A 14868-nucleotide genomic window follows, 5' to 3' on the forward strand; every position below is an offset into this window, starting at 1 on the left:
AAAACCCGTCCTTCCCGGTAAGTATTCGGAAAGGCGCGCTGCCCGATAGTGACGCATTGTTAAAGCCGAGGGCATCGCATGCGTTCACCCGCCAACTTCCATTTACTCTTCCGCCGGCCGCTGTCGCACGCGCCGTGGCTGGCCGCCGCCGCGTTATTGGCCGGCTGCGCGACGCCCGCTCCCGGGCTGACACCGGGCGGTCCGGCGGCGCCGGTGGCCGCCCGATGGCACGCGCCGCTGCCGCACGGCGGTCGGCTTGCCGACCTGGGCCTCTGGTGGGGACAGTTCGACGACCCGCTCGTGCCGCGCCTGATCGCGGCCGGGCAGAAAGCCAGCCCGACGCTGGCTGAAGCCGTGGCCCGCATCGCCGACGCCCGCGCGGCCAGGGTGTCCAGCGGCGCCGCCTTGCTGCCCAACCTGGGCGCCAATGCCAGCGCCAGCCGGGGGCGCTCGGAGATCGCCGGGCCGGTCGGCAAGGCGGCGTCGGCCGGCTTGGAGGCCGGCTGGGAGCTGGACCTGTTCGGCGCCAATCGCGCCGGCGCCGGCGCCGCCCAGGCCGCGCTCGAGTCCAGCCAGGCCGGCTGGCATATGGCGCGGGTGTCGCTGGCCGCCGAGATCGCCACCGCCTACCTTGGCTTGCGCGCCTGCGAAGCGCAACTGGTGCAGACGGAGCTCGATGCCCGTTCGCGCACCCGGACCTCCGAATTGACCGATCTGGCGGCGGACGCCGGCTTCCGCGCGCCGGCCACGGCCGATCTGGCGCGCGCCAGCGCCGCGCAGGCGAACGCCGCGCTGATCCAGCAGCGCGCGCAATGCGATCTCTCGGTCAAGGCCCTGGTCGCGCTCACCGCGCTGGATGAGACGGCGCTGCGCGGCGAGCTCGCCGCCGGGGCCGCCCGCTTGCCGCTACCGGCCGAACTGGCCGTGGCCGCCGTGCCGGCCGCCGTGCTGGTGCAACGGCCCGATATTTACGCCGCCGCGCGCGACGTCGCGGCCGCCAGCGCGCGGGCAGACCAGGCGCAGGCGCGACGCTGGCCGCGCGTCACCCTGGCCGGCAGCATCGGCGCCAACCGCGTGAGCGGCGGCGGCATCAGCAGCAACGGCAGCGTCTGGAGCGTGGGGCCGGTCACCGTGACGTTGCCGCTGTTCGACGGCGGCGCGCTGCGCGCCAACGCGCAGGCGGCGCGCGTGCGCTACGAGACCGCCACCACGGTCTACGCGGCGCGCCTGCGCGAGGCGGTGCGCGACGTGGAAACGGCGTTGGTCACACTACAAAGCACGGCCGCGCGCGGCGCCGACACCGATGCGGCCGCCGCCGGATTCGAGCGCTCCTATCGTGCGACGGAGGCGAGCTACCAGGCCGGCACCGCCAGCTTGTTCGAGCTGGAGGACGCCCGCCGCAGCATGCTCGAGGCGCAGGCCGCGGTGATCGGGCTGCGCCGCGAGCGTGTGGCCGCCTGGATCGCCCTGTACCGCGAGCTCGGCGGCGGCTGGTCCGAAACCGGTGCGCCGGCGGTGCCTTCGACCGCCAGCGATACGCCCCAACCACCCATTGTCAACATCGGCACCCGCGCCGTGCCGGCCCGCCAGGAACAAGGAAACCAATGATGAAAAATATACGCCCCCATCTCTTCTATTTGGCAGCAGCCTTTGCCGCCGCGCTTGCCGTCGCCGCCATCGCGGTGGCCATGCCGGAGTCGGCCAAGCCGCCGGCGGCCGCCGCCAGGAGCGCGCTGACGGTCGAGGTCGCGACGCCGCGGCCGGTGGTGCTACCGATCCGGCTGGCCGCCAACGGCAATATCACCGCGTGGCAGGAAGCCAGCATCGGCGCCGAGGCCAACGGCCTGCGCCTGGCCGAGGTCAAGGTCAATGTCGGCGACGTGGTCCGGCGCGGCCAGGTGCTGGCCACCTTCGCCGCCGCCACCGTGGGCGCCGAGCTGGCGCAAAGCCGCGCCGCAGCCGCCGAGGCGGAGGCCGCGCTGGCCGAGGCCGGGGCCAACGCGCAGCGCGCCCGGCAACTGCAAACCACCGGCGCCATGTCGGCCCAGCAAATCCAGCAATACCTCACGGCCGAGCGCACCGCGCAGGCGCGCCTGGACGCGTTGCGGGCCGCCGAGAACACCCAGCAATTGCGCCTGGCGCAGACCCGCGTGCTGGCCCCGGACGATGGCGTGATCTCGGCGCGCAGCGCGACGGTGGGGGCGGTGCCGCCGGCCGGGCAGGAGCTGTTCCGGCTGATCCTGCGCGGCCGGCTCGAATGGCGCGCCGAGGTCGCGGCTTCGGACCTGGTCCGGCTCAAGCCCGGCCAGGCCGCGCTGGTGACGCCGGCCGGCGGCAAGCCGGTCAGGGGCCGCCTGCGGATGGTCGCGCCGGCGGTCGACACGCTCTCGCGCAACGGTCTGGTGTACGTGGACCTGCCGCCGGACGGCACCGCGCGCGCCGGCATGTTCGCGCGCGGCGAGTTCGAGACCGGCAGCGCGCGCATGGTGACCTTGCCGCAAAGCGCGGTGCTGATGCGCGACGGCTTCAGCTACGTACTGCGGGTGGGCGCCGATTCGCGCGTGGCGCAGACCAAGGTGAAAGTGGGGCGGCGCGCGGGCGACAGGATAGAGATCGTCGACGGCATCGCCGCGCCGGCGCGGGTGGTGGTGGCCGGCGGCGCCTTCCTCGGCCACGGCGACCTGGTCACGGTGGCGCCCGCGCCCGCAGCGGCAGCGGCGGCGGCCGCCGTCGTCGCCGATACCAACTAATCGAAAGAACGCGATGCATTTCAATATATCCTCCTGGTCGATTCGCAATCCGACCCCGGCCATCCTGTTGTTCATCCTGTTGACGATTGGGGGCCTGATGGGCTTCCGCGCGATGAAGGTGCAGAACTTTCCCGACATCGAGCTGCCGACGGTCACCGTCAGCGCCGAGTTGCCCGGCGCCTCGCCGGCGCAGCTGGAGACCGACGTCGCCCGCAAGATCGAGGACGCGCTGGCCACCGTGCAGGGCGTCAAGCACATCCGCAGCACCCTGACCGACGGCAACGCCAACATCGCGATCGAGTTCCACCTCGAAAAACCGGCGCAGCAGGCCGTCGAGGACGTGCGCGACGCCGTCTCCCGCGTCCGCGCCGACCTGCCGGCCGACCTGCGCGACCCGGTGATCCGCAAGATGGAACTGGCCGGCGCGCCCATCCTGACCTACACCGTCGCCTCCAGCCACATGGACGCGGAGGCGCTGTCCTGGTTCGTCGACAACGAGGTCGGCAAGACGCTGCTGGCGGTGCCCGGCGTGGGCGCCATCACGCGGGTCGGCGGCGTGGACCGGGAGGTGCGCGTGGCCCTGGACCCGGCGCGGCTGCTGGCGCTGAACACGACGGCGGTGGACCTGTCGCGCCAGCTGCGCCAGATCCAGCGCGAGTCGCCGGGCGGGCGCGTCAACCTGGGCGGCGCCGAGCAATCGGTGCGCACCATCGCCACGGTGCAATCGGCCGCCGAGGTGGCCATGCTGGACGTGACCCTGGGCGATGGCCGCCGGGTACGGCTCGACCGGGTGGCGACGGTCACCGACACCGTCGCCGAACCGCGCTCGGTCGCGCTATTGAACGGCGCGCCGGTGGTCGGCTTCGAGATCACGCGCTCGCGCGGCGCCGGCGAGATCGACGTCGCCGAGGGCGTCCAGCGCGCACTCGAGCGCCTCAAGGCCAAGCACGCGGACATCGTCGTCACCGAGGCCTTCAACTTCGTCGACCCGGTGCGCGAGAACTACGACGGCTCGATGCGGCTGCTGTACGAGGGCGCGGCGCTGGCGGTGCTGGTGGTGTTCCTGTTCCTGCGCGACTGGCGCGCCACCTTGATCGCGGCGGTGGCGCTGCCGCTGTCGGCCATCCCGACCTTCGCGCTGATGCACTGGATGGGCTTCACCGTCAACACGGTCAGCCTGCTGTCGCTGTCGCTGGTGATCGGCGTGCTGGTCGACGACGCCATCGTCGAGATCGAAAACATCGAGCGCCATCTGTTGATGGGAAAAACGCCGTTCCAGGCGGCGATGGAGGCGGCCGACGAGATCGGCCTGGCGGTGGTGGCCACCACCTTCACCTTGATCGCCGTGTTCCTGCCGACGGCCTTCATGGGCGGCACGGTCGGCAAGTTCTTCGTCCAGTTCGGCTGGACGGCGGCCATCGCGGTGTTCTTCTCGCTGGTGGTGGCGCGCATGCTCACGCCGATGATGTCGGCCTATCTCTTGCGCGCGCCCAAGGCCGAGCCTCGTCACGCGCCGCGCTGGCTGGACGCCTATCTGTCCTGCGCGCGCTGGTGCCTGCGCCACCGGGCGCTGACCGTGGCTGCCGCCGCCATGTTCTTCGCGGGCGGGCTGATGCTGGCGGCCACGCTGCCCGGTACCTTCATCCCGCCCGACGACGATTGGCAAACGCAGGTGACGGTGACCCTGGCTCCGGGCGCCAAGCTGGGCGACACGCTCGCGCTGGCCGAGCGGGCGCGCGGCATCGTCATGGGCAACCGGCACGTCAAGCTGGTGTATTCGGCCATCGGCGGCGGCAGCGCTGGCGCCGATCCGGCCGGCTCGTCCGGCGGCGCCGTCGCCGACGTGCGCACTGCCGTGCTTACGCTGAACCTGACGCATCGCGACGACCGCCCGGGCCTGACCAAGCAGGGAATCGAGTCGCAGCTGCGCGCGGCGCTGGCCGCCTTGCCCGGCGCCCGCGTCAAGGTCGGCATGGGGGAATCGGAAAACTATGTGCTGGTGCTCGCCGGCGAGGACGGCGCGGCGCTGGCCCGCCACGCCTTGCTGGTGGAAAACGAGCTGCGCGGCATCGCCGGCATCGGCGCGGTTACTTCCACCGCCAGCCTGCTGCGCCCCGAGTTGATCGTGCGCCCGGATTTCGACCGCGCCGCCGATCTCGGCGTGACCTCGGCGGCCATTGCCGACACGCTGCGGGTGGCCACCACCGGCGACTACGACCAGGAACTGGCCAAGCTCAACCTGAGCGAGCGCCAGGTGCCGGTCGTCGTGCGGCTGGCCGACGGCGCCCGCGACGACTTCGAAACGCTCAAGCGTCTGCCGGTGCCGGGCGCGCGCGGGCCGGTGTCGCTGGAGAACGTCGCCACGCTGACGATCGGCAGCGGGCCGTCGGAGATCGCGCGCTACGACCGTCTGCGCAACGTCAACTTCGAGATCGAGCTGAACGGCCAGCCGCTGGGCGACATCGAAGCGGCCGTCCTGGCGCTGCCGAGCCTGCAAAAGATGCCGTCGGGCGTGGTGCAGGCGACCATCGGCGACGCCGAGGCGATGGGCGAGCTGGCCGCCGGCTTCGGCGTGGCGATGCTGACTGGCGTGCTGTGCATCTACATCGTGCTGGTGCTGCTGCTGAAGGACTTCATGCAGCCGGTGACGATCCTGGCCGCGCTGGTGCTGTCGGTGCCCGGCGCCTTCCTGGCCTTGTTCGTCACGGGCACGGCACTGTCGATGCCGTCGATGATCGGCCTGATCATGCTGATGGGGATCGCCACCAAGAATTCGATCCTGCTGATCGACTACATCATCCTGGCGCGCCGCGACCACGGCCTGGCGCGCTGGGACGCGATTATCGACGCCTGCGGCAAGCGCGTGCGTCCGATCGTCATGACCACCATCGCCATGGGCGCGGGCATGCTGCCGATCGCGCTGGGCTGGGGCGCCGACCCCAGCTTCCGCGCGCCGATGGCGATTGTCGTCATCGGCGGGTTGATTACTTCGACGGTACTGAGCCTGCTTGTCATTCCTGTGGTGTTCACCTATGTCGACGACGCCGTGCAGTGGTTGGCCGCACGCGTGCGGAGAGCGGAGAGCGACGCGCGGATCGCGCCGGCGGACGCGGAGGCTCGCCTCCGGCCCCGCCCATAGCTTCTGTACGTGTCACATGCAGCTATAACTTGTGGCCTGGTTCGGATCGCCCGAGGTGAAGACGGCTTTTTGCGGATAGACGCACAGCGGCCTGGTCTTCGCGCCGGAACCGGCGGTGATGGTGCCCGGCGCGCTGCCTTTTTCGACCCAGTCCGTCAGCAACGCGTACAGCTGCGCATTGGTCGGCAACGGCGGCGTCGCCGTGGGGTTGGAGGTGCCGTTGTTGAACGAATGGCCCATGCCCGGAACCAGGTAAAACCGGTAGAAGCCCTGTACCGCCGCCATGCCGCCCATCTGCTCGGCCACGCGGTGGTAGTAGTTGATCGAGCCCTGCGGCGGGATCAGCACGTCGGCCAGGCCGTGATACATGATCAGCTTGCCGTTGCGCGCCTTGAACGCGGACAGGTCCGGGTTGTCGGTGTTGATGTTGCCGAAGGCCGGCTGCAGCGCGACGCCGCGCTCCCAGGCCATGGACAGGGCGGCATAGCCCAGGCTTTTCCAGCCATTGGCGCCGTTGCCGGTGGCGTTGCGGAACAGCGGGCTGGCCAACAGCGGGTTTTGCAGCGAGAGCGCGACCATCTCGCTGGCGATGGGAAACTGCGCCGCCCCCGCCAGCGCGGTCATGCTGGTGCCGCGCGCCAGTCCGTACCATTTCTGCGCGGCGGCTGTGGCGGTGCCGAAACCGTTGTCGAGCGCCGGATCCGGCACGGAGCCGTCGGTCGTCTGCCCGTACCACATCTTGTTGAGCGCGCCCGCCTGCGCCAGGTTGACGCAGCTGGGCAGTGCGCTGGCGCCGGTGACGCCGACACCGGCGACGCCGGCGCACAACACCTTGGCATCCTTGCGCGGATCGTAGCGGCATTGCGCGGGATCGGGGATATAGCCCAGGTGCTGGCCGCCGACGCTGTCGCAGGCGTCGATGGCGGCGTTGGACAGCAAGTCGAGCTGGTCGTTGCCCAGGTTGACGCCGGCCAGGTCGCGCTGCATGACGACCTGCGGATACAGCTCGGTGACGATGAACTTGCTCCAGTTGATGGCCGGCGCGCCGGCGAGGATGCCGTCGAAGTCGGCGGGGTTGGCCTGCGCCTCCTTCAAGCCCTGGCGGCCGCCGGTGGAAAAGCCGTTCCAATAGGCGTATTTGGCATCCTTGCCGTAGTAGGCCTTGGCCAGCGCCTTGGTCTTGACCGCCATTTCATGGATGCCGCGTTCGGCGAAGTCCTTCCACAGCGTGGTGTTGATGGTGCCGTCCGGGTTCATCGCGAACGAGGCGTCGAGGCTCGGCGGGGAACTGGTGTGGCCGGTATCCGTGCTGGCCGACACCGCGCCTTCCTCCATGGCGATAGCGGCGGGCGAGGGTGTGTCCACCGAGTCGCTCGCCAGCTGGGCGATATCGCCCTCGGCGCTGCCGGCCCAGCCGCCGCCGCCGCGCACGTGGATGCGGTTGTTCCAATTGCCCGGCGCGGGCAGCCAGACTTCGATGCCGATGCCCGGGGAGGTCGACGGCGCGCCGGCGGGGCCCGGATTGCCGGGGCCGACCAGCAGCTTGACCATGCAGACGTCGCTGGTGGCCGTCGGCGTGGCGGATGTCGCGGTGCCGCTAGCCAGCAACGGTTCGCCTTTCTTGAATGCCTTGACCAGCAGCACCTTGGTGTTGGCGTCGGGAGCAAAGCCCGTCTTCATGGTGTCGTTGCAGGCCAGTGTGGCCGGGGGCGCCGGGGTTTCGGGCGTGATCGGATCGCTGGAACCGCATGCGGCGAGGCCTAGGGCCGCCGCGCTTGCAAACAGGCGTGTCAACGCCGTTCCCGCTGGTGTGGATTTTTTCATTTCGGTCTCCGTGCTTTCTATTTTTAGGTTTGTGCTGTGGCATTCGTGGCACGAACTGAGAATAGAGAACAGGCCGGAGTGTGTCCAAGACCGAATTGGTTTGTCGTCGATACTCTGTGGGTATGACCCGGCGGCGGGCCCGCCGGGTCTACCTTTTTCACCAGCGGTGGTTGTAGCTGACGCTGAGCGCCGCGCCGGGCGCCGGCAGGCGGCTGGTGTTGTTGCTGTTTCGCATAAGCTGGCTGTAGGCCGGCAGGTAGTAGCGGTCCAGCAGGTTCTCGATGCCGGCCGTGATGGTGTCCCGCGCCGTCAGCTGGTAGCGGCCGATCAGGTCGAGCGTGGTGTAGCTGGACACGTCGCGTCGGCCGAATCCGGTCGCGCCGTTCAGACGCGAGTCGCGGGCGCCGAAGTACGTCGCCTGCAGGCGGCCGCTCCACTTGGCGTCCGGCTTGTACTGCACATAGGCCGTCACCTTGGTCGGCGGAATGCGATAGCCGCTCATGGTCTGGTCGCGGCTGCTGCCCTGCGGCGTTTCCCGGCCAGACATCATGGTCAAGGTCGCGCCGTAGCCCCACGGCTTCGCCTGCGGCAGATAGTCGAGCCCCGCCTCCAGGCCACGGATCTTCTCGGCGGTGCGGGTCAGGATCAGGCCGTTGTTAAAGCTTTGCACGTCGCCCAGTTTGGAGGTGGTGTAGAACACCGCCAGCGTGCCCTGGACGTCGCCGACGCCGCCGCGCCAGCCGAGTTCGTAGTTGTTGGTCTTGACCGGCTCCAGCGCGGAGGAGGCGAGATTGAAGGCCGGTGTGGCGTTGCGCACCTGCAGGCCCATGTCCGGCAGCTGGAAGCCCTGGCTGAACGCCGCGTATAGTTCCTGGCCCCGCACCGGCTTGTACACGGCGCCGATGTTGGACATCCAGGCGTCGTACGACAGCGCGCCGCCCCTGACCTGCTGCGGATTGGCGGCGCGCAGCTGCGACAGCGGCACGAAATTGTCGAAACGCGCGCGCGCGTGCTCGTAACGCAGGCCGCCCTCGATCGCCCATTCCTGGTTCAACTTGTACTGCAACTGTCCGAAGCCGCCGATGCTGCGTGTGGTCAGCGGCGGCATGTACAGCATCGTCCGGCTCAGCTCGAACACCTTGCCGCCGCTGGCGTCGTACGCGGCGGCGTTGAAGAAGTCGTCCGGCATGTCGCTGCGTTCCTGGTTGAAGTCCATGCCCCACAGCAGTTTTAGGTTGTTCGCCAGCGGCGTGTCGACGGTGACCCGTCCACCCCAAACCTCGGAGTTCTGCATGACCTGGTCGACGTTGTTGCCGCGCGTTGACACGGCGCGGGCGTCGAACGGCGTGAACCGGGTGAAGTAGTCGCGGTAGTAGAGCTGGGTCGACAGGGCGCTACCAGCGATATCCTTGTGCTGGTAGCTCGCGCTCAGCAGCGTGTTTCTGAGCTGGTTCTGCTTGTCCAGGCGCAGCCCATCGACCGGCCGGGCGACCGCCGACCCGGCCGGCAGGCGCGCCACCGAGGGATCGGAGCCGTAGTCGCTGTCCTGCTCGGCGACGTAGCGGCTGGCGGCGAACTGCACGCGCTGGTCGCGGTCGATGTGGAAGCCGATCTTGCCGCCGAAAGTGTAGTTGTCGCTGTCGAACAGGTCGCCCTGGCTGGGCTCGGGCGCGATGCGTTTGCCCTTGCCGTCGTAGGAGCCGCCGATATGCTGCAGGCCGACATTGAACGCATAGTCGACCGCGCCGTTGGCGCCGGACATGTAATGGCTGACTTCGCCGCCCAGGCCGTCGGTGCCGATGCGCGACAACGGCGAGCGCAGCGACACCGTGGTTTCCGCATACGGCGCGCCGCCGGCGGGGCGCGTGGTGATGGCGATGATGCCGCCGCTGGCGCCGGTGCCGTAGATCGCGCTGCTGCCGCGCAGCACTTCGACTTTCTCGATGCTGGCCAGGTTCAGCGACGCCATGTTGCGCGACGAATCGCGGTTGGTGTTGAGGGGAATGCCGTCGACCAGCACCAGCGCGCTGCGCCCGCGCAGCGTCTGGCCGTAGTCGGTGATGGTGCGGCTGGAGTCGGCCATGCCGGGCACGGCCTTGCCCAGCACGGTGGCCAGGCTGTCGGAGGCCTGGCGCAGTTCGTTCAATTCGTCGCGGTCGATGACGGTGCTTTGGCGGGTCGGACGGATCATGGTGCTGTTGGTGCGCTGCGCGGTCACCTCGACGGCCGGCAGTTCGGTGACGGGAATGTCGGTGCGGGCGGTTGGGGCGGGAGCCGCCACCGGAACGGCTGCGGCCGCCGGCGCCGCCGGTTTGAGCGTAAAGCCACCGTTGGTCAGGCGTTGCGCCTGCAAGCCGCTACCTTGCAGCAACTGGGAGAACCCGTCGTTGACCGACACGGTCGCCCGCAGGCCGTTACTGGTCTTGCCTTCCAATAGCGCGGCATCGAAGGACAGCGCCACGCCGGCGCGGGCGGCAAAGCGCGACAGCGCCTGGCCGAGCGGGCCGGCGGGAATGTCGTAGGACTGGACGGCGTCGGCCGCCGACTGCGCCCGGGCAAGCGGCGCCACGGCGGCGGCCGACAACACGGCGGCGGCATAGGTGATCGCCACCGACAATGCGGTGCGCCGGAAGACGGCCTTGCCGGCGGTGCGGGAGGTTTCCTGCTGATGACTCATTACTGGCCTTTCGCTGATCAAATGTGGTGTTCTTATCTGATATGTCGAACGAGATCGCGGAAAGGCTCAAGTTTTTTCAAGTATTTTCATGCTGGCCCGACAGTGGCCCAGAAACGGGTGACGTAGCGCAGCTTGACCGGCTGCGTTTGCTCGAGCAACGACAAGGTCAGGTTGGTGTCGGCCAGCGGAAACGCGCCCGACACCAACAGCCCGGCCACGGCGGGGTCGCAGCGCAGCGTGCCGGGCCGGTAGCGGTTCAGCTCGGCGACGAACAGCGCCATCGGCATGCGGTCGGCGATCAGCATGCCGTACTGCCAGGCGATGGCGGCCTCGTCGGCCTCGGAGGGCGGCTCGACGCGCGCGCGGGAAAACACCGCCTGGCGGCCGGCCGGAATCACGGTCGCGGCCGACGGCGTGTCGCGCGGCCGCAGCTCGACCGCACCCTCGAACACCGACACGCGGCTGCGCTGGTCGAGTTGGCGCACCGCGAAGCGGGTGCCGAGCGCGCGGATCGCGCCTTCGCCGACGCCCACCAGGAACGGGCGCGGCGGGTTGGCGCCGTCCCTGGCGGTGGTGATGAGGAGCTCGCCACGGCGCAAATGGACCATGCGGCGGGCGCGATCGAAGCTCACGTCGATGTGGGTATCGGTGTTCAGGGTCAGCCGGGTGCCGTCGTCGAGCACAATGTCGCGGCGTTCGCCGGTCGCCGTGCGGAAGGTGCCGGCGTCGGGCCACCGAGCGTTGCGGTAGGCCATCCAGCCGATCGGCCCGGCCACCAGCAGCGCCGCCGCCAGCTTGACGGCGCCGCGCCGCTCGCGCGTCGACATGGTCTTGAGCGCGGTGGCGCCGGAAGGCGGCAGGGCGTCGAACTTGCCCATCAACGCCGTCGCCTTTTCCCACGCCAGCGCGTGCTCGGCGCTACGCTGGCGCCACTCGTCGAACTGCGCGCGTTGGCGCTGGCTCAGCGGACCGTCGTGCAATTCCATCAGCCAGGTGGCCGCCTCGGTCAGGATCTGCTTTGACATCGCCGTCCCGTCGCCGTCGGGCCGGGCGAGCCGCGCGGCCGCGTTCACGCCACCCCCGTCACAGCGCCGCCAGGCAGCGGCGGAAGGCCAGCACCATGTGGCGCTTGACCGTGCTCAGCGACAAGTTCAGCAGCGTGCAGATCTCGGCGTAGCTCAAGCCGTCGAGCTGGGCCAGCAGGAACACCTGCCTGGCCTTGTCGGGCAGGCGGTCGAGGATGTTGTCGATTTCGGTCAGCGTCTCGAGTACGGCCAGGCGATCCTCGGGCGACGGCTGGACGGCCTCGGGCTGGGCGGCCAGTGCCTCCAGGTAAGCGTTTTCGAGTTTCCTGCGGCGCAGGTGGCTGACCATCAGCCCCTTGGCGACGGCGGTGAGATAGGCGCGCGGCTCGCGCAAATCCTGCGGCAGGCGCGCCGTCAGCAGCCGTAGAAAAGTATCCTGGGCCAACTCGGCGCCCAGATTGCGGCAATTCAGCTTATGGCCCAGCCAACTGGCCAGCCAGCCGTGATGCTCGTCGTAGAGCGTGCCTATTTGTCGATGCGCATCAGCGTTGGACATGCTTGTTTCCGTTCAGCGGAGGGCCGGACATCAAAATCTTAATGAGAATTATTCTCACTATAACGCGGGTTGTCGGGTTTGGCAACTTTCTGCGGGGGCCCACCCTCATGCCCGACGAAGCGATAATTGCCGTCCGGACGAAGCACTGTGCTATTGTGGGAGCAAGTTACAGGTCCCATCACCACACTTCGCGAAGTCCCGCCACCAGCCGCCACCGCCACCACGCGTGCGCTGCCTGCCCCGGCTCCCACCGCCTAGCTGTCGCTAGTAAAGCTCTTATTTCACGACACCCGCCGCGCTCCACCGCCTCCGGCGGGCGCTCGCCATTGCCCGTCCCGTTTGGAGAACATCTTGATCGTCGATCGCTCGTTATACGATGGGCAACTGTTATTGAAGGCCGGCGCGCTGCAGGACGCCATCTTCAATAGCGCCAATTTCTCCAGCATCGCCACCGACGCGCAGGGGGTCATCCAGATCTTCAACGTCGGCGCCGAACGCATGCTAGGCTACAAGGCGGCCGACGTCATGGACAAGATCACGCCGGCGGACATCTCCGATCCCCGCGAGCTGATCGCCCGCGCCGCCGCCCTCAGCCTCGAACTCGACACGCCGATCACGCCCGGCTTCGAGGCGCTGGTGTTCAAGGCCTCGCGCGGCATCGAGGACATTTATGAGCTGACCTACATCCGCCAGGACGGCAGCCGCTTCCCGGCCATGGTGTCGGTCACGGCGCTGCGCGACGACCGCGAAACCATCATCGGCTATCTGCTGATCGGCACCGACAACACGGCCCGCAAGCTCGCCGAGGAGGCCTTGAAGAAGGCCGGCGCGCTGCAGAACGCGATTTTCAACAGCGCCAATTTCTCCAGCATCGCCACCGACGCCGAGGGCGTGATCCAGATCTTCAATGTCGGCGCCGAGCGCATGCTGGGCTACAAGGCCGCCGACGTGGTCAACAAGATCACCCCGGCCGACATTTCCGATCCGCGCGAGGTCATCGCGCGCGCCGATACGCTGAGCATGGAGCTGGGCACGCCGATCACGCCCGGCTTCGAGGCGCTGGTGTTCAAGGCCTCGCGCGGCATCGAGGACATCTACGAGCTGACGTATATCCGCCAGGACGGCAGCCGTTTTCCCGCCATCGTCTCCGTCACCGCGCTGCGCGACGACCAGGAAAGCATCATCGGCTACCTGCTGATCGGCACCGACAACACGGCGCGCAAGCAGGTCGAGGCCGAACAGGCGGTGCTCGACCAGCGGCTGCGCAACCAGCAGTTCTATACCCGCTCGCTGATCGAGTCCAACATCGACGCGCTGATGGCGACCGACCCGCGCGGCATCATCACCGACGTCAACCAGCAAATGGAATCGCTGACCGGCTGCACCCGCGATGAATTGATCGGCGCGCCGTTCAAGGATTACTTCAGCGACCCCGAGCGGGCGCAGGCCGGCATCTCGCGCGTGCTGCGCGAAGGCAAGCTGACCAACTATGAGCTGACGGCGCTGTCGCGCGAGGGGGGCGAAACGGTGGTGTCGTTCAACGCCTCGACCTTCCACGACCGCGACCGCAAGTTGCAGGGCGTGTTCGCCGCCGCGCGCGACGTGACCGACCGCAAGCAGTTCGAACATCGCATGCAGGAAAACAACGTCGAACTGGAGAGCGCCAGGGCCGCCGCCGAAAAGGCCAACCTGGCCAAATCCGAGTTCTTGTCCAGCATGAGCCACGAATTGCGTACGCCGCTGAACGCCGTGCTGGGGTTCGCGCAGTTGATGGCGTCCGACTCTCCGCCGCCGTCGCCCGCGCAAAAGACCTCGATCGACCAGATCCTGCAGGCCGGCTGGTATTTGCTGCGCCTGATCAACGAGATCCTCGACCTGTCGATGATCGAGTCGGGCAAGGTGAGCCTGTCGAAGGAGGTGATGTCGTTGACCGAGGTGCTGCTCGACTGCAAGGCCATGATGGCGCCGCAGGCCGAGCAACGCGGCATCGCGCTGGGGTTCCCCAATTTTGAGCATATGTACTTCGTCCACGCGGACCGCACGCGTGTCAAGCAAGTCATCGTCAACCTGCTGTCGAACGCCATCAAGTACAACCGCGCCGGCGGCAGCGTGACGGTGGAATGCCGGTTCGGCGACGAGGGCCGCGTCCGCGTCGCCGTGGTCGACACCGGCGCCGGCCTGTCGCCCGAGAAGCTGGCCCATTTGTTCCAGCCGTTTAACCGGCTGGGACAGGAAGCCAGCGCCGAGGAGGGCACCGGCATCGGGCTGGTGGTGATCAAGAAGTTGATCGAGCTGATGGGCGGCAGCATGGGCGTCGAGAGCACCGTCGGCGTCGGCAGTGAATTCTGGTTCGACCTGGTGTCGACCGAGGCGCCGGAGCTGGCGGCGGACGCGGTCGATGACACGTTCCCCGGCGTCGGCGCAGACAGCCGTGGCGCGGGACCTGAGGGACTGCACCGCCGCACGCTGCTGTACGTGGAGGACAACCCGGCCAACCTGGCGTTGGTCGAGCAATTGATCGCGCGGCGTGACGACCTGCATCTGATGACGGCCGTCACCGGCCAGCTGGGGGTGATGCTTGCCAAGCAACAGCGGCCGGACCTGATACTGATGGATATCAACCTGCCCGGCATGAGCGGCTATGGCGCCTTGCAGATCCTGCGCGACGACCCTGCGACCCGCGACATACCGGTGATCGCGCTGTCGGCCAACGCCATGCCGCGCGACATCGAAAAGGGGATAGCGGCGGGGTTCTTCGGCTATTTGACCAAGCCCATCATGGTGCGCGAGTTCATGGACGCGCTGGACGCGGCGCTGCGGCACGCCAGCGGGCTGGACGCCGTCGTGGAGCACTGACGCGGCGGCCAGGCCGGGACGGTGTTCCGGCGGCCAGCCGC

8 protein-coding genes are annotated in these 14868 nt (G+C 68.6%); 4 read left to right on the plus strand and 4 right to left on the minus strand.

What is annotated here, in order from left to right; translation table 11 throughout:
* Positions 1 to 78: 78 nt before the first annotated feature.
* The 3 genes from AC07P1_RS15030 to AC07P1_RS15040 are packed head-to-tail and all read left to right on the plus strand — an operon-like array spanning position 79 to position 5889.
* Entirely contained in the window at positions 79 to 1608 is a 1530-nt protein-coding gene (locus tag AC07P1_RS15030; protein ID WP_494696577.1) for an efflux transporter outer membrane subunit, read from the plus strand.
* Positions 1608 to 2750, plus strand: a complete 1143-nt coding sequence (locus AC07P1_RS15035; protein ID WP_494696578.1) for an efflux RND transporter periplasmic adaptor subunit — start codon at positions 1608 to 1610, stop codon at positions 2748 to 2750. Before AC07P1_RS15030 ends, AC07P1_RS15035 begins: the two co-directional genes overlap by 1 nt.
* 13 nt (positions 2751 to 2763) lie before the next feature.
* Positions 2764 to 5889, plus strand: a complete 3126-nt coding sequence (locus AC07P1_RS15040; protein WP_494696579.1) for an efflux RND transporter permease subunit — start codon at positions 2764 to 2766, stop codon at positions 5887 to 5889.
* 12 nt (positions 5890 to 5901) lie between these two features.
* On the opposite strand, the gene AC07P1_RS15045 is transcribed toward AC07P1_RS15040, so the two are convergent.
* From AC07P1_RS15045 to AC07P1_RS15060, 4 genes are all read right to left on the minus strand, one after another.
* Positions 5902 to 7713: a tannase/feruloyl esterase family alpha/beta hydrolase gene (locus tag AC07P1_RS15045; RefSeq protein ID WP_494696580.1), complete on the minus strand. Its 1812-nt coding sequence runs from the start codon at positions 7711 to 7713 to the stop codon at positions 5902 to 5904.
* A 157-nt stretch (positions 7714 to 7870) separates the two neighbouring features.
* The gene (locus AC07P1_RS15050; protein WP_494696581.1) at positions 7871 to 10390 is read right to left on the minus strand and encodes a TonB-dependent receptor; all 2520 of its coding nucleotides are present in this window, start codon (positions 10388 to 10390) and stop codon (positions 7871 to 7873) included.
* Positions 10391 to 10476: 86 nt separating this feature from the next.
* Entirely contained in the window at positions 10477 to 11415 is a 939-nt protein-coding gene (locus AC07P1_RS15055; RefSeq protein ID WP_494696582.1) for a FecR domain-containing protein, read from the minus strand.
* Positions 11416 to 11473: 58 nt separating this feature from the next.
* Positions 11474 to 11971: a sigma-70 family RNA polymerase sigma factor gene (locus AC07P1_RS15060; RefSeq protein ID WP_494696583.1), complete on the minus strand. Its 498-nt coding sequence runs from the start codon at positions 11969 to 11971 to the stop codon at positions 11474 to 11476.
* A gap of 351 nt (positions 11972 to 12322) precedes the next feature.
* Between AC07P1_RS15060 and AC07P1_RS15065 the strand changes: the two genes are divergently transcribed.
* On the plus strand, positions 12323 to 14827 hold the full coding sequence (locus AC07P1_RS15065; RefSeq protein WP_494696584.1) for a PAS domain S-box protein: 2505 nt from the start codon (positions 12323 to 12325) through the stop codon (positions 14825 to 14827).
* Positions 14828 to 14868: the final 41 nt, after the last annotated feature.

It is taken from the genome of Duganella sp. GW821-FHT07F09, assembly GCF_059418705.1.

What these genes read in the sequence shown, in the direction of transcription:
- AC07P1_RS15030 (WP_494696577.1), top strand. Translation starts at nt 79, where the DNA reads ATGCGTTCACCCGCCAACTTCCATTTACTCTTCCGCCGGCCGCTGTCG.
- AC07P1_RS15035 (WP_494696578.1), top strand. Translation starts at nt 1,608, where the DNA reads ATGAAAAATATACGCCCCCATCTCTTCTATTTGGCAGCAGCCTTTGCC.
- AC07P1_RS15040 (WP_494696579.1), top strand. Translation starts at nt 2,764, where the DNA reads ATGCATTTCAATATATCCTCCTGGTCGATTCGCAATCCGACCCCGGCC.
- AC07P1_RS15045 (WP_494696580.1), bottom strand. Translation starts at nt 7,713, where the DNA reads ATGAAAAAATCCACACCAGCGGGAACGGCGTTGACACGCCTGTTTGCA.
- AC07P1_RS15050 (WP_494696581.1), bottom strand. Translation starts at nt 10,390, where the DNA reads ATGAGTCATCAGCAGGAAACCTCCCGCACCGCCGGCAAGGCCGTCTTC.
- AC07P1_RS15055 (WP_494696582.1), bottom strand. Translation starts at nt 11,415, where the DNA reads ATGTCAAAGCAGATCCTGACCGAGGCGGCCACCTGGCTGATGGAATTG.
- AC07P1_RS15060 (WP_494696583.1), bottom strand. Translation starts at nt 11,971, where the DNA reads ATGTCCAACGCTGATGCGCATCGACAAATAGGCACGCTCTACGACGAG.